At 72.6% G+C, this 17690-nt stretch carries 15 protein-coding genes; 3 read left to right on the top strand and 12 right to left on the bottom strand.

All coding sequences use genetic code 11. The annotated features are described in order from the left end of the window. Nucleotides 1-23: 23 nt before the first annotated feature. The 5 genes from OG259_RS24645 to OG259_RS24625 all read right to left on the bottom strand — a co-directional run bounded on the left by OG259_RS24645 (nt 24) and on the right by OG259_RS24625 (nt 5042). Nucleotides 24-1088, bottom strand: a complete 1065-nt coding sequence (locus OG259_RS24645; protein WP_328944240.1) for a helix-turn-helix domain-containing protein — start codon at nt 1086-1088, stop codon at nt 24-26. Between the two features lie 133 nt (nt 1089-1221). Continuing rightward, the gene (locus tag OG259_RS24640) at nt 1222-2412 is read right to left on the bottom strand and encodes a serine hydrolase domain-containing protein (protein WP_328944239.1); all 1191 of its coding nucleotides are present in this window, start codon (nt 2410-2412) and stop codon (nt 1222-1224) included. A 59-nt stretch (nt 2413-2471) separates the two neighbouring features. Next, nucleotides 2472-3221 carry an energy-coupling factor ABC transporter ATP-binding protein gene (locus tag OG259_RS24635; RefSeq protein ID WP_266892833.1) on the bottom strand — a complete coding sequence of 250 codons (750 nt, stop codon included), beginning with the start codon at nt 3219-3221 and terminating at the stop codon, nt 2472-2474. Beyond that, nucleotides 3218-3979: a cobalt ECF transporter T component CbiQ gene (gene cbiQ / locus OG259_RS24630; protein WP_328944238.1), complete on the bottom strand. Its 762-nt coding sequence runs from the start codon at nt 3977-3979 to the stop codon at nt 3218-3220. Before cbiQ ends, OG259_RS24635 begins: the two co-directional genes overlap by 4 nt. Before the next feature lies 1 nt (nt 3980). Beyond that, nucleotides 3981-5042, bottom strand: a complete 1062-nt coding sequence (locus tag OG259_RS24625; protein ID WP_328944237.1) for an energy-coupling factor ABC transporter permease — start codon at nt 5040-5042, stop codon at nt 3981-3983. Nucleotides 5043-5177: 135 nt separating this feature from the next. On the opposite strand from OG259_RS24625, the gene OG259_RS24620 reads away from it, so the two are divergent. Beyond that, a complete protein-coding gene (locus OG259_RS24620; protein ID WP_328944236.1) occupies nt 5178-5588 on the top strand; it encodes an SsgA family sporulation/cell division regulator in 411 nt (136 codons plus the stop codon). Between the two features lie 27 nt (nt 5589-5615). Here the strand turns inward: OG259_RS24620 and OG259_RS24615 are convergent, their stop codons facing one another. Next, a complete protein-coding gene (locus tag OG259_RS24615; protein WP_328944235.1) occupies nt 5616-7820 on the bottom strand; it encodes an MMPL family transporter in 2205 nt (734 codons plus the stop codon). 128 nt (nt 7821-7948) lie between these two features. Then, nucleotides 7949-8521, bottom strand: coding sequence for a TetR/AcrR family transcriptional regulator (locus OG259_RS24610; RefSeq protein ID WP_328944234.1), 573 nt, complete (start codon nt 8519-8521; stop codon nt 7949-7951). A 175-nt stretch (nt 8522-8696) separates the two neighbouring features. Between OG259_RS24610 and OG259_RS24605 the strand changes: the two genes are divergently transcribed. Beyond that, on the top strand, nt 8697-12029 hold the full coding sequence (locus OG259_RS24605) for a S41 family peptidase (protein ID WP_328944233.1): 3333 nt from the start codon (nt 8697-8699) through the stop codon (nt 12027-12029). 121 nt (nt 12030-12150) lie between these two features. On the opposite strand, the gene OG259_RS24600 is transcribed toward OG259_RS24605, so the two are convergent. Further along, nucleotides 12151-12657 (bottom strand): GNAT family N-acetyltransferase, encoded by a 507-nt coding sequence (locus tag OG259_RS24600; RefSeq protein WP_328944232.1) that lies wholly within the window; start codon nt 12655-12657, stop codon nt 12151-12153. Between the two features lie 141 nt (nt 12658-12798). On the opposite strand from OG259_RS24600, the gene OG259_RS24595 reads away from it, so the two are divergent. Then, complete coding sequence (locus OG259_RS24595) at nt 12799-13935, top strand: hypothetical protein (protein WP_328944231.1); 1137 nt, start codon at nt 12799-12801, stop codon at nt 13933-13935. A 78-nt stretch (nt 13936-14013) separates the two neighbouring features. Here OG259_RS24595 and OG259_RS24590 read toward each other — a convergent pair whose 3' ends face one another. The 4 genes from OG259_RS24590 to OG259_RS24575 form a co-directional block, all read right to left on the bottom strand. Then, nucleotides 14014-14199 carry a hypothetical protein gene (locus OG259_RS24590; protein ID WP_266892851.1) on the bottom strand — a complete coding sequence of 62 codons (186 nt, stop codon included), beginning with the start codon at nt 14197-14199 and terminating at the stop codon, nt 14014-14016. 155 nt (nt 14200-14354) lie between these two features. Next, nucleotides 14355-15245 carry an SDR family oxidoreductase gene (locus OG259_RS24585; protein ID WP_328944230.1) on the bottom strand — a complete coding sequence of 297 codons (891 nt, stop codon included), beginning with the start codon at nt 15243-15245 and terminating at the stop codon, nt 14355-14357. Then, a complete protein-coding gene (locus OG259_RS24580; protein ID WP_328944229.1) occupies nt 15242-16147 on the bottom strand; it encodes an alpha/beta fold hydrolase in 906 nt (301 codons plus the stop codon). The genes OG259_RS24585 and OG259_RS24580 overlap by 4 nt, the downstream gene beginning before the upstream one ends. Then, entirely contained in the window at nt 16144-17679 is a 1536-nt protein-coding gene (locus tag OG259_RS24575) for a flavin-containing monooxygenase (protein ID WP_328944228.1), read from the bottom strand. Before OG259_RS24575 ends, OG259_RS24580 begins: the two co-directional genes overlap by 4 nt. Nucleotides 17680-17690: the final 11 nt, after the last annotated feature.

Raw genomic sequence — 17690 nt, 5'->3', positions numbered from 1 at the left:
GTTCCTCCTCGTTACGGCACTTTTCACGTGGTTTCGTAGGACGGCGCGTCGACCCTATTCCTGTTGTCCAGGTGCCTGAGCAACGCGACGCCGGAGCCGTCCAGTTCGTACAGCACCCGCACGCCGGCCCGGCGCCGGCGCACCACGCCCGCGGCCACCAGCAGCGTGAGGTGTTCGGAGACGGTGCTCGGGGCGAGTCCGAGCGTCGTCGCCAGGTCGGAGGTCGTGGTCGGCGCGGCGAGAGCGCGGACGACGGCGGCCCGGCTGCGGCCGAGCAGGATCTCCAGCCGGTCGCCGCGCGCGGGTTCGTCCGCCCGGCCTTCGGCCCGTCGGCCGGACCGCGGCTCACCGGCGAGTACGGCGGCTCCCTCGGCCTGGTACGACACGGCCGTCACCCCGTTCGGAGCGGAGCTGAGGAGGGTCGCCCCGCGGCCGAACACCAGGGGTACGAGGACGAGCCGGGAGGCGTCGGCCGCCGCCGCGAGCCCGCCGGGCGTCCCGGCGTACGGCCTCGGGACGTCACCGCGCCGGGAGAGGCCCCCGCGCAGGGTGCCGAGGAGGCGGTCCGGGCCCTGGGTGGCGAGCACCCGGGCGCGGAGCAGGATGTCGTCCTCCGTGACGGCCCGCAGGGACGCCTCGTACGGGACGAGGGCGGCCCGTACGTAGCGCGGGAGGAAGGCGCACAGGTCGGCGATCCGCGCCGCCGGATCCGCGTGCAGCGGGCGCACTTCGACGGGGACGCCCTGCGGGAACCACCGGTCGAGCTCCTCGCGCACGCGGGCCGGGGGCACGGCGCGGAGGAGGGCGATCTCGTCCGCCAGGCCGGCCTGTCCGGCCGAGGAGGGGACGGGGAGGAGGAACGACGGCAGGCTTCCGCCGCCGACCCGACAGAGGTGAACGAGCCATCCCGGGACGGTCACGTCGGCCCGCATCAGCGAACGGCGTGCGGCCCGGCCCCAGTCGGTGTACGGCCAGGGTGCGAGTCCCCGGTGCGAGGACAGCAGTCCGATGCTGCCGAACGTCTCCCAGAGCCGGCTGTCGGCGATCCGAACGGCTCGGGCATGGGCCCCGCGTTCGGATGTCGTCAACGGAATCTCGGTCACATGCGCCCCCGTGCGCCTGGTCCACCGAACGGTGGAGCGGGCACACGGTAGCGCTCGGATGATCACCGATCCGCGCGCCGGGCGCGCAGAATGTCAGGTCCGGGATGGCTCGATCCGGTCAGTGGGCGGCGTCCATGACCGACCTGACGGCCCTCACCAGCGACTGCGCCCGCGGGTCCGCCGTGACCGTCTTGCGCATGCCGTTCGTCACGTACCCGAAGGCGATCCCGGAGTCGGGGTCGGCGAAGCCGAGCGAGCCGCCGCGGCCCGGGTGGCCGAAGGACGACGGGCCGTACAGCGGGGAGGCCGGGCCGTGCAGCATGTGGCCGAGGCCGAAGCGGGTGCCGACGAGCAGCACCTTGTCCGCGCCCGCCGACTCCTCGGTCCGCGCCAGCGTGAGGGTGTCGGGGGTGAAGAGGCGCTCGGCGCCGTCCACGGGGCCGAGGGTCGCCGCGTAGAAGCGGGCGAGGGCGCGGGCGGTCGCCACCCCGGCCGAGCCGGGGAGTTCGGCGGCCCGGTAGGCCGGGTCGTTCTCGTCGGGCTTGGGGTCGATGACCCCGAAGGCGCGCCGGGTCAGGGAGTCCGGGTCCTGGTACGCCTCGGTGACGGAGCGCTTGGGGCGGAGCTTGAGGGCGCCGCTGCCGGGCGGTTCGATCTCCTCGACGGGGCCGAGCCGGCCGACCCGGTGGGCCTCCGTCTCCGGGAGTCCGATCCACAGGTCGAGGCCGAGGGGGCCGGTGATCTCCTCGGCGGCCCAGCGGCCGATGGTGCGGCCGGTGACCCGGTGGACCAGTCCGGAGAGCAGCCAGCTGAAGGTGTGGGCGTGGTAGCCGTGCGCGGTGCCGGGCTCCCAGACGGGGGCCTGCGCGGCTATCGCGCGGGTCGCGGTCTCCAGGTCGACGGCCTCGGCGAGGGTGAGCGGCCGGTCCAGGACGGGGACGCCCGCCCGGTGGCCGAGGAGCTGCCGTACGGTCACGCGGTCCTTGCCCGCCGCCTTGAACTCGGGCCAGTACGCGGCGACCGGGGCGTCCAGGTCGAGCAGGCCGCGCTGGTGGAGGAGCAGGGGTACGGCGGCGGCGACGCCCTTGGTGGCCGAGCGGACGACCTGGGCGGTGTCCTCGGCCCACGGCGCCTCGCCCTCGACGTCCTTGGTGCCCGCCCACAGGTCGACGACCGGAGCGCCGTCGTGGTGGACGGCGACGGCCGCGCCGCGCTCACCGCGCTGCTCGAAGTTGCGCAGGAACGCGTCCCTGACCGGCTCCCAGCCCGCCGCCACCGTGCCCTGGACGTCCACGTCCCACTCCTCCATCGCCGATCCGACCCCCCATGGTGCAACGCGGAGGGAGGGGGACCGATTCCGGGGGCGCCTCAGGCCACCGACTGCGGCACGAAGCCGAACGGCAGCTCCAGGCGGTGCGCGGCCATCAGCTCCTCGTCGGCGAGGATCTCGCCGGTCCGTCCGTCGGCGGCGATGACGCCCTCGCTGAGGATCACCGCCCGCGGGCAGAGCTCCAGGGCGTAGGGCAGGTCGTGGGTGACCATGAGGACGGTGACGTCGAGCGAGCGGAGGATGTCGGCGAGCTCGCGGCGCGAGGCCGGGTCCAGGTTGGAGGACGGCTCGTCGAGGACGAGGATCTCCGGCTCCATGGCGAGGACGGTCGCGACGGCGACCCGGCGGCGCTGCCCGAAGGACAGGTGGTGCGGCGGCCGGTCCGCGTACTCCGCCATCCCGACCCGGTCGAGGGCCTTCCGTACGACGGCCTCCAGTTCGGCGCCCCGCAGGCCCGCCGCCGCCGGGCCGAAGGCGACGTCCTCGCGGACGGTCGGCATGAACAGCTGGTCGTCGGGGTCCTGGAAGACGATGCCGACCTTGCGCCTGATCTCGGCGAGGTGCTTCTTGCCGACCGGAAGCCCGGCGACGGTGACGCCGCCCGCGCCGCCGGTGAGGATGCCGTTGAGGTGGAGGACCAGGGTGGTCTTGCCGGCTCCGTTGGGGCCGAGGAGGGCGACGCGCTCGCCGCGCCCGACGGTCAGATCGACGCCGAAGAGGGCCTGGTGGCCGTCGGGGTACGCGTACGCGAGCCCGCGTACGTCGAGGGAGGGAGGAGGAGTCGTCATAGCGTCCATCCGAGGAGGCGGATCAGCAGTGCGGTGAGGGGGAGCGCGGCGGCGTACGTCCACTGGGCGCGGGTCGCGGTCACCTCGTCGATGACCGGCATCGTGCCCGTGTAGCCACGGCTGACCATGGCGAGATGTACCCGCTCCCCGCGCTCGTACGAGCGGATGAAGAGCGCGCCCGCCGACTTGGCGAGGACGCCCCAGTGGCGGACGCCCCGCGCCTCGAAGCCGCGCGAGCGGCGGGCGACGGACATCCTGCGCATCTCGTCGGTGATGACGTCCCCGTATCGGATCATGAACGAGGCGATCTGGACGAGCAACGGGGGCAGCTTCAGCCGCTGGAGGCCGAGGAGCAGCTCGCGCAGTTCGGTGGTGGAGGCGAGGAGCACGGAGGCGGCGACGCCGAGGGTGCCCTTGGCGAGGACGTTCCACGCGCCCCACAGTCCGGGGACGCTCAGCGACACCCCGAGGACGGTCGTCTGCTCGCCGGGGACCACGAAGGGCATGAGCAGCGCGAACGCGACGAACGGCACCTCGATGAGCAGCCGCTTCAGCAGGAAGCCGGCCGGGACGCGGGCCTTCGCCGCCACGACCGCGAGGAGCAGGGCGTAGAGGGCGAAGGCCCAGACGGCCTCGCGGGGCGTCGAGACGACGACCACGACGAAGCCCAGGACCGCGGCGAGCTTGGTGTGCGGGGGCAGCTCGTGGACGGGCGAGTGAGCGTGCCGATAGAGCTTGTGGGCGTGCCCCGATCCCATGTCAGACGGCTTCCGTACGGGGTTCCCCGTGCGTACGGCGGCGGCGGACGACCCAGAACGTTCCCGTGCCGACGGCGAGGGTCGCGCCCACGCCGATCGCGCCGGCGAGGCCGCCGGAGAGGCGGGCGGTCTCGATGCCCTTGACGCCGTAGTCGGCGAGCGGGGAGTCGGCGGCCGCGTGGTCCTCGACCTTGCTGTCGATGCCCTTGTCGGCGGCGACCTTCTCCAGGCCGTCGGGGCTGGCGGAGGCGTAGAAGGAGACGAAGCCGGCGAGGACGAGCGCGGTGACGACGCCGCCGATCCACAGTTTCCTCGGGGAGCGGGCGGGCGCGGCGGCCGGGGCCGCGTCGACCAGTTCGCCGCCGACGCGGAGCTTGAGCGGGGCGGTCAGGCCGCGGGCGCCGTAGACCAGGTCGGGGCGGACGGCGACGACCGCGCCGACGGTCAGCATGGTGATGACGGCCTCGCCGATGCCGATGAGGACGTGCACGCCGACCATGGCCGTGAGGACCTTGGAGACCGGGACGTCGGTGGTGCCGCCGAGGGCGTAGAGGACGGTGAAGGCGGCGGCCGCGGCCGGTACGGAGACGAGCGCGGCGACGAAGGAGGCCGCGGTCACCGAGGCGCGGGTGCGGGGCAGCAGCAGGACGAGGCCGCGGAAGACCGCGTAGGCGACGACGACCGTGACGACGCCCATGACGGTGATGTTCACGCCGAGGGCGGTGAGGCCGCCGTCGGCGAAGAGGATGCCCTGCATGAGCAGGACGACGGCTATGCACAGCACACCGGTCCATGGCCCCACGAGGATCGCCGCGAGCGCGCCGCCGAGCAGATGTCCGCTGGTCCCGGCGGCGACCGGGAAGTTCAGCATCTGGACGGCGAAGATGAAGGCCGCGACGAGCCCGGCGAGCGGAGCGGTCCGCTCTCCCCCGTAGCCTCCGGAACGGGAGGTGCCCCCGAGTTCGCGCCGTGCCCCGCGCAGGCTCACGGCGACGGCGCCGGCGGCGACGACACCGGCGGCGACCGATACGGGGGCGTTGATGAATCCGTCAGGTACATGCACGCCCTGAATGATGAGCGCTCCTGCAAAGCAGTTGCAAGAGCGCACAGGTCACAGAAAAGCGGCGCATGGTTCGTGCGCACGCCGGGAAGGAGTGGGACATTAGTCGATAAGAGGACAAACTGTGAGGAGCCCCCGATGGCCGCCGCAGACGATCGCGAACCCGACCACGAAGCCGACCGCTCAGTCGACCGCGACACCGACCTCGCAGTCGAGGACCACGCCAGGGGGCGGATCATCAGCGACGCCCCGCTCTCCCGCCCCGTCCCCGTCGACCTCCGCTACGACCCCGGCTTCTCCCCCGCGACCGTCCGCTTCGTCTTCCCCGGCGACGTCGAGTGGTCCTTCCCCCGCGTCCTCCTGGAGACCGGCCTGCGCGCCCCGACCCGCCGCGGCGACATCGGGGTCTGGCCCTGCGGCCGGGTGCAGACGGTCGTCGAACTCCACAAGGACGACGGCCTCGTCACGGTCGTCCAGTTCGACACCACGGCGCTGACCCGCTTCCTGAAACACACGTACGCCGCCGGCCCGTCGATGACGACGAGCTGACGGCGCACGGGGCGAGCGACCTCGGGATCAGACCTTCACGAGGTCCGGCTTCGGGCCGGAGGGCCCGCCGTCCGCCTCGTCCGCGGGCGCGGCCTTGGCGAGACCCTCGCCCTCCACGTCCACGTTCGGCAGGATCCGGTCCAGCCACTTCGGCAGCCACCAGGCCTTGTGGCCGAGCAGCGCGAGGACGGCCGGGACGATCGCCATCCGGACCACGAAGGCGTCGAAGAGGACCGCGACGGCCAGGCCGAAGCCGATCATCTTGATCATCTGGTCCGTCATGCCGATGAAGCCGGAGAAGACCGCGATCATGATCACCGCGGCGGCGGTGACCACCCGGGCGCTGTGCCGGAAGCCGGTCACGATCGCCTCGCCGGGCCGCTCCCCGTGGACGTACGCCTCACGCATCCGGGTGACGAGGAAGACCTCGTAGTCCATCGCGAGACCGAAGACGACACCCACCATGAAGATCGGCATCATCGACATGATCGGGCCGGTCTGCTCGACCCCGAAGAGGCTTCCGAGCCAGCCCCACTGGAAGACCGCGACGACCGCGCCGAGGGCCGCGACCACCGAGAGCAGGAAGCCGAGGGCCGCCTTCAGCGGGACGAGGATCGAGCGGAAGACCAGGGTCAGGAGCAGGAAGGCCAGGCCGACGACGAGGGCCAGGTACGGCACCAGGGCGTCGTTCATCTTCTGCGAGAAGTCGATGTTCATCGCGGTGGCGCCGGTGACGAGGACGTCGTCGCCGGTGGCGTTCCGGATGTCGTGGACGAGACTCTCGGTGGCCTCCGAGGACGGACGGTCCTTCGGGACCACCGTGATCATCGCGGCGTCGCCGGCCTTGTTCGGGGTCGCCGGGGTGACGGCGGCCCATCCTTCGAGGCCCTTGATCGTGGAGACCGTCTTGTCGGCGGTCGCCTTGTCGCCGTCGACGACGACGAGCAGCGGGCCGTTGAAGCCGGGGCCGAAGCCGTCCGACAGCGTGTCGTACGCCCGGCGCTCGGTGGTGGAGGTCGGCTTGACGCCGTCGTCCGGGAGGCCCATCTCCAGGGAGGCGGCGGGCAGCGCGATCGCGCCGAGGCCGAGGACGCCGATCAGCAGCACCATCACGGGGCGGCGGATGACGAAGCGGGCCCAGCGGGTGCCGCCGTTCGGCTTCGCGGCCTTCGGGTCGCCCGTCGGGGCGGCACCGCCGGCCTTCGCGGCCTTGCGCTGCTTGCGTCCGATGACCTTGTCGCCCGCGAAGCCCAGCAGCGCCGGGATCAGGGTGAGCGCGATCAGTACGGCGATCACGACCGTGCCGGCGGCGGCGAAGCCCATCTTCGTCAGCATCGGGATGTTGACGACGGCCAGGCCGACCAGGGCGATGACGACGGTGAGTCCGGCGAAGACGACGGCGGAGCCCGCCGTGCCGACGGCACGGCCCGCGGCATCCTCCTTGTCGCGGCCCTCGGCCAGCTCCGCGCGGTAGCGGGAGACGATGAAGAGGGCGTAGTCGATGCCGACCGCGAGGCCGATCATCATCGCGAGGGTGGAGGTGGTGGAGCCGAGGTCCAGGACGTTCGCGAGCGCGGCGATCGACGAGACGCCGATGCCGACGCCGATGATCGCCGTGAGCAGCGGGAGTCCGGCGGCGACGAGCGAGCCGAAGGTGAGGACCAGGACGATGCCGGCGATGACGACGCCGACGATCTCGCCCGAGCCGGTCTCCGGCATCGTCTGCAGGGCGTCACCGCCGACCTCGACGGTGAGTCCCTTGCCCTGCGCGTTGTGTCCGGCCTGGGTCAGCGCCTCACGCGTCTCGTCGGTCAGCTCCATCGCGTTGACCTTGTAGGCGACGGAGACGTAGGCGGTGGAGCCGTTCTGGGAGACGGCCTGCGCGGTGTACGGGTCGGTGACCGAGACGATCTGGTCCGAGCCGGACTTCAGCGCGGAGACGGTCTCCTCGACGACGGCCTTGTGCGCCGGGTCGGTCATCTTCTGGCCCTCGGGGGCCTTGAAGACGACGCGGGCGGTGGCCCCGTCGGCTCCGGCACCCGGGAAGCGCTCTTCGAGCAGGTCGAAGGCGCGCTGGGCCTCGGTGCCGGGGATCGAGAAGGAGCCGGAGGTCGGCGCGGGTGCGGTGGCGGCGCCGATCCCGGCGACCGCCAGGAGGGCCACCCAGAGGAGGGCGACGAGCCGTCGGCGCCGGAAGGCGGAACGGCCCAGCTTGTACAGGAACGTGGCCACGGGGGCGTACTCCCATTTCGTGGTGGGACAGGGCATGGGGAGCCGGCCCGACGGCGTGAGCGGTTCGACGTCAGGTGGTGCGGGTGATGCGAGTGGTGCGGATGGTGCAGGCCGTGCTGCGGGGAATGTCAGACGCCGAGTGAGGGGAGCACGACGGCGTTGACGTAGTCGGTGATGAAGGCATGGTCGATCGGCTGGTCCTCGACCAGCGGACGGGCGACGAACGCCCCGATGATCATGTGCGGGACGTACTTCAGTGCCGGATTGTCGGCGCTGACCTCACCCCGTTCCACCGCTCGTTCCAGAGTGTCGCGCATGCTGCTGATCTCGGGTTCGATGAGCAGTTCGCGCAGTGCCTGGAGCAGTTCGGGGTGGGTGTGGACAGCGTGGGCGAGGCCGCGCATCAGCGCGGTGTCCTTCTCCATCTGACAGTCGTCGGTCAGCGCCATCATCGCCTGGAAGTCGCCACGCAAGGTGCCCGTGTCGATCTCCGTGAGCCTGATGGGCTTGTTGTGCCGCAGAGCCTTGGCGACCAGCTCGGGCTTGCTCCCCCACTGGCGGTAGAGGGTGGCCTTGCTGGAGTGGGTGCGGGCGGCGACGGCGTCCATGGTGAGGGCGTCGTAGCCGACCTCGCGCAGGAGGTCGAGCACGGCTCCGTACAGCTCGGACTCACGCTCTGGGGTGAGCCTGCTGCGGGCCATAACCGGACTCCTGTCGAACGAAACGGTTTCGTACAGTAAGAAGATACCCCCGCCCTCAGCGAAACGAAACCGTTTCGTACGTGTCCTGGGCCACACCGAAGCCGGACCCGACCACGAAGACGCCCGCAAACACGTACGAGTTGCCGCACCCCCTCCGCGCGGAAAGCATGAGGAGGTGAGTGACGACGTCGCGTATCTCCGTTTTCCGCACCTCCACGACGACCTGCTGTGCTTCGCCGCCGAGGACGATCTGTGGATCGCCCCGCTCGTCCCCGGAGGCCGACGCCCCGGCCGGGCCTGGCGGCTCACCGTCGACCGGACGCGGGTCGGACACCCGCGCTTCTCGCCGGACGGCCGGCAGATCGCGTACACGAACTGGCGCAGCCTCGACCCAGAGATCCATCTCGTCCCCATCGAAGGCGGGTCCGCCCGGCGGCTCACCTACTGGGGCTCCACCGACACCCGCGTCTGCGGCTGGACACCCCCCGACAAGGACGGCCGCTCCGACATCCTCGCCGTCTCCTCGCACGGGCAGCCCTTCTCGTACTACTCCTGGGCCTACACCGTCCACACCGACGGCTCCCCCGGCAGCCGCCTGCCCTGGGGCCCGGTCTCCGACATCGCCGTCACCGAGGACGGCGGCGAGCACGAGGGCGAGCGCCGCACCCTCCTCCTCACCGGAAAGCCGCCGCACGAACCGGCCGCCTGGAAGCGCTACCTCGGCGGCGCCACCGGCCGCCTCTGGCTGCACGGGAAGCGGCTGCTGCCCGACATCGGCGGCCACCTCGACTCCCCGATGCCCGTCGACGGCCGGGTCGCGTTCCTCTCCGACCACGAGGGCGTCGGCAACCTCTACTCCTGCCTGCCGGACGGCACCGACCTGCTCCGGCACACCGACCACGACGAGTTCTACGCCCGGCACGCCTCCAGCGACGGACGCCGGGTCGTCTACCAGTGCGCCGGCGAGCTGTGGATCGTCGACGCGCTCACCCCCGACTCCCGCCCCCGGAAACTGGAGGTGCGGCTCGGCGGCCAGCGCGTCGGCCGCCGCTGCTACCAGGTGCCCGCCGCCCACCACGTCGACGCGGTATCCGTCGACGAGACCGGCCGGGCCAGCGCCGTCTCCGTACGCGGCAGCCTCTACTGGCTGACCCACCGCGACGGCCCGGCCCGCACGATCGTCGACACCCCGGGCGTCCGGGTCAGGCTGCCCGAGATGCTCGGCAGCGGCGGCCAGGTCGCCTACGTCACCGACGCCGAGGGCGAGGACGCCGTCGAGGTCGCCTATCTGCCGCGGGCCAGCGGCGACCGGCCGCCGCGCCGCCTCGCCTCGGGCGATCTCGGCCGGGTCGAGGAACTCGTCGCCGACCCGGACGGCGAGCGGCTCGCCATCGCCTCCCACGACGGCCGGCTGCTCCTGCTCGACGCCACGGAGGACTCCGGGGACACCTCCCGGACGGAGTCTGGGGGAGGCGAGGTCACCGAACTCATCCGGTCCGTCAACGGCCCCGTCCGCGACCTGGCCTTCTCCCCCGACGGCGACTGGCTCACCTGGTCCCACCCGGGCATCGGCCGCTCCCTGCGCTCCATCAAGATGGCCCGGATCTCCGGCCCCGGCGCCCGGACCGTCGTCGACGTCACCAACGGGCGCTTCGAGGACGAGAACCCCGTCTTCACCCGGGACGGCCGCTACCTCGCCTTCCTCTCCTGGCGCGGCTTCGACCCGGTGTACGACGTGCACACCGGCGACCTGTCCTTCCCGCTCGGCTGCCGCCCCTACCTCGTCCCGCTCTCCTCCGCGACGCCGTCCCCGTTCGCGCTGCTCCCCGACGGGCGGCCGGCGGCCGGCGGTCTCGACCCCGCCGACGACGACACGGAGGCGACCACCGACGGCACCGTCACCGTCGAGATCGAGGGGCTCCCCGACCGGGTCACCCCCTTCCCCGTCGCCGCCTCCAAGTACTCCGCCCTGCATCCGGTCAGCGGCGGCGGTCTGGTCTGGCTGCGCTGGCCCATCTCGGGCGCGCTCGGCGAGACCTTCGCCAACCCGACCGACACCTCGGGCAAGCCCACCCTGGAGCACTTCTCCATCACCAAGGCCCGCAAGAGCGAACTCGCCAAGGACCTCGACTGGTTCTCGGTCAGCGGCGACGGCACCCGGCTCGTCGTCGCCGACGACGGCGAGCTGCGGGCCGTGCCCGCCACCGAGTCGGGGGACGGCGACTCCACCGTCTACCTGGACCTGCGGCGCATCCTCCACGAGGTCGACCCGGGAGCCGAGTGGCGGCAGGCCTTCGACGAGGCCGGCCGGATCGTCCGCGCCTACTTCTGGGAGCCCGGCATGGGCGGGGTCGACTGGACGGCCGTCCTCGACCAGTACCGGCCGCTCGTCGAACGGGTCGCCTCCCCCGACGAGTTCGCCGACCTGCTCCGCGAGGTCGCCGGCGAACTGGGCACCTCCCACGCGTACGTCACCCCCGCCCGCCGCAACGAGGGCCCGCCGCACTACCAGCGGCCCATGGGACTCCTCGGCGCGAACCTGGTGCCCCGCGAGTCCGGCTGGACGGTGAAGCGCATCCTGCCCGGCGAGTCCTCCGACTCCAAGGCCCGCTCCCCGCTCGCCGGCACCGGCATCCGCGAGGGCGCCGTCCTCACCCATGTCGACGGCCGTCCGGTGGACCCGGTCACCGGCCCGTACCCGCTGCTCTCCGGCACCGGCGGCACCACCGTCGAGCTCACCTTCACACCCGCCGAGGGCGAGGGCCGGGCCCGCCGCGTCGCCGTCGTCCCGCTCGTCGACGAACGTCCGCTGCGGTACCAGGACTGGGTGGCCAAACGCCGGGCGGTGGTACGGGAGCTCAGCGGCGGCCGCTGCGGCTACCTCCACATCCCCGACATGGGCGGCTCGGGCTGGGCCCAGTTCAACCGCGACCTGCGCATGGAGGTCTCCCGGCCGGCCCTCATCGTCGACGTACGGGGCAACGCCGGCGGCAACATCAGCGAGCTCGTCATGGAGAAGCTCACCCGCAGCATCCTCGGCTGGGACCTCACCCGCAACGCTCAGCCCGTCTCGTACGCCTCCAACGCCCCACGGGGCCCTATCGTCGCCCTCGCCGACGAAGCGACCTCCTCCGACGGAGACATGATCACCGCCGCGTTCAAACTCCTCGGCCTGGGGCCCGTCGTCGGCCAGCGCACCTGGGGCGGAGTCGTCGGCATGACCGGCCGCCACCGGCTCGGCGACGGCACCCAGATCACGGTCCCGATGAACGCGGCCTGGTTCCCCGAGTACGGCTGGTCCCTGGAGAACCACGGCGTCGAACCGGACCTCGCGATCCTGCGCACCCCGCTCGACTGGGCGGAGGGCCGGCACGCCCAGCTCGACGACGCGGTCGAGGTGGCCCTCGAACTCCTCGCGGAAACCCCGGCGGCGAGCCCCCCGGGCTACGAGGGCCTCCCGGACCGCTCCCGCCCGAAGCTGCCGCCGCGCGCGACGGCCGAGGAGTAGCGCCCCAGAGGGTGTCCGGCCCTGGGGGCGGACCCGCCGGGAATCGCCGGACGCCCGCCAGGTCGTGTCCGGCGAGTCCCGCCCGGCCCGCGGGCAGACGGCGCTGCTTCCCGGACACGACCTAGGCGGCGCTCCGCCCCACGCCGTCGGCCAGATCCAGCTCGTACGACGTCCCCGCCTGCCCGTCGAGCGTCACGCTCCCGACCGCGCCGAAGCCGACCCGCCCGAGCACGACCCTCGACCCGTCGTTGTCGAGGGTCGTGACGGCGGTCAGCCGGCTCAGCCCGTACTCCTCGCGCGCCAGCCGGCACACCTCCCGGACCCCGGCCGTCGCCACGCCCCGCCCGGTCGCCCTCTCGGCCACCCGGTACCCCAGTTCGGCGGCCCCGTCGGCGACGTCGACGAGATTGAACCGCCCGAGGATCTCGCCGCCCTCCCCCACGAGGACGTGGAAGTGGATCGTCCCGGTCTCCTGCTCGTCGAGCAGCGCCCGGTGCCGCTCCTCGAAGTCGGTGAAGTACGCGTCCCCCCGGTCGGGCACGGACGCGGCGAAGTACTCCCGGTTCTCCCGCTCGAAGGCGAGCAGGGCGGGGGCGTGATCGGATCGCAGTCGCTCAAGTACGGCCATGGGCGCCACCGTACGAAGATCCTGCGCCCGGTGCGTACAACTTTTCGGCCCTCTGAAGGTCTGACCAGCTGCGGCGCGCTCTGCCCCGGCCCTCCGGGAGGAGAGGAACGTGCCGTACGCCACCTTCGCCCGAGGAACGACATGACCGTGGAACGACGCCCCTCGCCCGCCCCCTTCTCCCTGGTCAGGGAGGAGGACGGCCACGTCTGGGGTGACTTCGCCGAGGTGGAGGGCCTCTTCGGCGAGCCCCGGAGCGGGATGTACGAGCTGTTCGGCTGGGTCCCGGAGACGGCCGGAGCCCCGGCTCCTGCCCCGGCTCCTGCCCCGGCTCCTGCCCCGGCTCCGGCCCCGGCCCCTGAGTGGCTCGGCAGCACCGTCTGGCTGGTCCCCGAGGACGGGACGCCCGACGCCTGGCGCCTGACGGACGTCGAGGTCGTCGACCTCCGGGCGGCTACGGAAAGTCTCGTCCTCCTCGGGGAGGACGACCACGACGGTCCGCCCGAGGGCCACCGCGGCCCCGTACGGATCCACGACGGGACCCGATGGCTGGGCTCCTGCCGGGAGTTCGCCGCCGTCCTGCCCGCGGAGCCGGCCGCGCCTCCGCTCGTCCTGCGCGGCCTCGCGCCGAGCGAGGAGCTGCGGCGGGCGCTCGCGACCGGGACGCGGAAGGCTCTGGAACTGGAGACGGCCGTCCTGGAACTCCGGGACGCGCACGGCGCACCCCTCACCGAGCGGCGCCTGTGGGCAAGGGTCACCGCATGGCGCCTCTCCGCGCTCGGCCCCGAACTGCTCGACGTGGAGTGCGACGGCTCCTTCGTCGACCCCGTCCCCGAGTTCGCCCGCCCGGTCTGGGAACGGTGGCTCGCCGGGCCGCCGACCACGCCCGGCGCCTGGGCCGGGCTCGACACCCGGCGGCGCGGGGCCTGGCACGACCTCGTCCGGGAGCGGGCCTGCCGCCGCACGCACGAGGACCGGCCGGCGGGGACCGCGTACACGCTCGACGGGCGGCACGTCACCGACGAGCCGGGTCTCTGGCTCGCGCTCGGCGAGGCGGTGAACGGGCCCGGCGGCTACCTCGGCGGATGCTTCCAGGCACTCCACGACTGCCTGGGCGGCGGCTTCGGTTTCACCGCCCCGTCCACCCTGACCTGGCGGAACTCCGACGTCGCCCGCGCACACCTCTCCCGTGCCCTGTCCCCGGACGGCGATCCGTACGACCTCTTCGCGGTGATGCTCCGAGCCCTGGAGGAGGACGGGATGCGCGTCGTACCGGCGTGAAGGCGCCGTACACACGTGAAGGCGCACCCGGCGTCGCCGGGTGCGCCTCCTCGACACAGCACGCGAGGGAACGACGTGTCAGGCGTCGTAGTCCTGGTCGAGACGGTCCTGGGCCTCCTGTTGGGCCCTGCGCGTCTCGTCGTCGGAGCGCTCGCGGCCCTTGGACGCGCGTTCGGACGCCTCGTCCTTCGCCTTGCCCATGGCCTGCTTGGCCTTCTCGCCGAGCTGCTGCGACTTGTCCTTGAACTGGTCTGCCATGCCCATGAAAGTTCACTCCTAGAAGGGTGTGAGGGAGACAGGGACGGTGGGCCCCTTGGGCCTCGACCAGCCTTGCACGAGCGAACATTCGACGCATTTCGATCAGTTACGGACGGCTACCGCGCGGCGATCCCCCCGGCCGCCGCGCGGCAACAGCCCCGTCAGCGTCCGGCCCGGCCCGCCGTCCTCTCCTCCTCGTCGGCCGCGCCGCCCGCGCCCACGAGACCCTTGGAGACCGAACCGAGGCGGGGCTCGAAGCGCTTCATCTCGCGCTGCCCGACGGTCGCGATCATCCCGGGCAGGTAGCCGCGGACCGACTGCATCCCGCGCAGCCACCACTGCGCGTACACGTGCGGGGAGCGCCGCTCGATGCCCGCCACGATCCGGTCGACGGCCGGGCCGAGGGGGTACGTGCGGTTCGCCGGCCACGGCAGTCGCTGCCGCAGCTCCTTCATCACGTCGTCCTGGTCGGCGCCCCGCACCATGTCGGTGTCGGTCCAGGAGAGGTAGCCCACGCCGACCTTCACGCCCTTGTACGCGACCTCGGCGCGCAGGCTGTGCGCGAAGGCCTCGACGCCCGACTTGGAGGCGCAGTACGCCGTCATCATCGGGGCGGGGGTCAGGGCGGCGAGCGAGGCGATCTGGAGGAAGTACCCCCGCGACTCCATGAGGACCGGCAGGAACGCCCGGCCGGTGACCGCTCCGCCGATCAGATTGACCTCGATGACCCGCCGCCAGGCGTCCGGGTCCGACTCGACGAACGGACCGCCCGCCGCGACACCGGCGTTGGCGACGACGATGTCGACCTTCCCGAACCGTTCCTTCACCTCGGCCGCGACCTTGGCCATGGCCTCGTGGTCGGTGACGTCGGCGTGCCACCAGTCGGCCTCGGTGTGCAGCCGCCCCGCGACCTCCTTGAGCTGCTCCGGCTCCAGGCCGACGAGCGCGATCTTCGCGCCGCGCGCCGACAGCTTGCGGGCGAGGAGCTCCCCGACGCCGCGGGCACCTCCGGTGACGACCGCGACCTGTCCTTCCAGGCTCACCCGGCTCATGCCTTCTCCTTCACTTCCAGGTACGTGTCGGTCAGTTCGCGGATCCGCGCGGTGACGGCCTCGGGGGCCTCCACGGGTGTCATATGCCCCATACCCGCCAGTTCGAGCAGCCCCACGCACTGCGGGAGCGCCTCGGCCATGGCGCGGGAGTGGACGGGCGGGGTGAGCCGGTCGGCGGTGCCGACGACGACCGCGACCGGCAGGTCGAGCGCCCGCAGGCCCGCTTCGAGGTCGAGCTCGGAGAGCACCCTGGACCAGCCGACACGTGCCCCGCGCGGGCAGGCGTGCACGATCCGGGCGCAGGCGTCGACCCGCTGGGGGGCCGAACCGGGTCCCATCGTCGCGTACTTGAGGATCTTCCTGGAGACGGCGTTGACCGGCCCGAGCGGGGCCTTCGCGCCGAGGACGCCCCGGGTGAGCCGGGTCCGCCGGTCACTCGGCCGGCCCGGTACGACGGTGGCCTCGGCGGTCAGCCGCGAGGGCCCGGTGGAGCAGAGCAGCGCGGCCGCCGCGTGCTCCCGGAAGCCCGGCCGGTCGGCCGCCGCCATGAGGGTCATGCCGCCCATCGAGTGTCCGGCGAGGACGGCCTTCTCGCCGGGGGCGAGGGTGCTCGCGAGGACCGCTTCGAGGTCGTCGGCGAGCGCCCGGGTGGCGTATCCGGAGGGCCCGGCCGGGGCCGGGGACCTGCCGTGGCCGCGCTGGTCGTAGGCGATGACCCGGTGGTCGGCGGCGAGGGCCCGTATCTGCTCCGCCCAGAAGGCGATCGAGCAGGTCCAGCCGTGGGCGAGGACCACGGCGGGCGCGCCCTCGGGGCCGTACACCTCGACGTGGATCCGGGCGCCGTCGGCGGAGACGGCGGTGAGTTCGCGGGAGGTGGGGAGCGAGGTCAGGTGCCGGCTCACTGGGCGGCCTCCTTCTTTCGGGAGGTGGTGCGGGCCTTCGCGGGAACGGACTTCGCGGGCTTGGGCGCGCGGATGACCTCGTACTCGGAGAGGTCGACCTGGCGGGTCTCGCGCCGGAACTCGCCCGTCGTGCCCGGCCACAGCGTGGTGTTGCGGCCGTTGGCGTCGAGGTACCAGCTCTCGCAGCCGCCGGCCTTCCAGACGGTCCGCTCCATCCGGGCCTGCACCTTGCGGTTCCAGGCGCCGACGGCGGAGGGCCGGACGGCGAGGGCGGCACGCCCGCCCAGCACGTTCAGTTGGCGCAGGTAGTCGGCCATGTAGTTCAGCTGGGACTCGATCATCAGGATCATCGAGGAGTTCCCGAGGCCCGTGTTGGGGCCGATGACCGTCATGAAGTTGGGGAAGCCGGCGGCGGTGGCGCCGCGCAGCGCCTCCATGCCGCCCTTCCAGGTCTCGGCGAGCGTCTTGCCCTCGGCGCCGACGACCCGCTCGGCGATCGGCATGTCCGTGACGTGGAAGCCGGTGCCGAAGATGATCGCGTCGACCTCGGTCTCGGTGCCGTCGGCGGCGACCACGGTCGAGCCGCGGACCTCGCGCAGACCGGAGGCGACGACGTCGACGTTGGGCTGCGCGACCGCCGGGTAGTACGTGCTGGAGAGCAGGATGCGCTTGCAGCCGATGCGGTACGAGGGCGTCAGCTTGGCCCGCAGGACGGGGTCCTTGACGGCCTTGGCGATGTTGGCCTTGGCCAGCTTCTCGATGAGTCCGAGTTCGTTCGGGTGCTTGGTGAAGGCGCCGACCTGCAGTTCGCGGATGCCCCAGAGGAGACCGCGGCGCAGGGTGCCGGTGACGGGCACGGCCCGGTGCAGCCAGCGCTCGGGGCCGCTGATGGCGCGGTCCATCCGGCGCATGACCCACGGGGGCGTGCGCTGGAAGAGGGTCAGCTTCCCGACCTGCGGCTGGATCGCGGGCACGATCTGGATGGCGGAGGCGCCGGTGCCGATCATGGCGACGCGCTTGCCGGTGAGGTCGTAGTCGTGGTCCCAGCGGGCCGAGTGGAAGACCTTGCCGGGGAAGTCGGCGATACCGGGGATGTCGGGGATCTTGGGGTCGGAGAGCGGCCCGGTGGCGGAGACGACGACTTCGGCGCTGAAGGTGCCCTGACTGGTCTCGATCTCCCAGCGGAGCGCCTCGGCGTCCCACTCCATCCGCCGCACCTCGTGGTCGAGCCGGAGGTGGGGGCGGATCCCGAAGGTGTCCGTGACATGCTCCAGGTACGCGCGGATGTGGCGCTGTCCGGAGAAGGTCCGCGGCCAGTCGGGGTTGGGCGCGAAGGAGAAGGAGTAGAGGTGGGAGGGGACGTCGCAGGCGCAGCCGGGGTAGCTGTTGTCCCGCCACGTGCCGCCCACGGAGTCGGCCCGCTCCAGGACCACGAAGTCGGTGATTCCCTCGCGGCGCAGCCGGACGGCGGCGCCGAGGCCACCGAATCCCGATCCGATCACCGCCACACGTACCTGCTCGTGCTTCGCCATGCCGCCTCCCG

Origin of the sequence: Streptomyces sp. NBC_00250 (assembly GCF_036192275.1) — a bacterium.
Classification (GTDB): Bacteria; Actinomycetota; Actinomycetes; order Streptomycetales; family Streptomycetaceae; genus Streptomyces.
The sequence above is the reverse complement of the archived record's forward strand: the minus strand, read 5'-3'. Positions and strand labels throughout refer to the sequence as shown.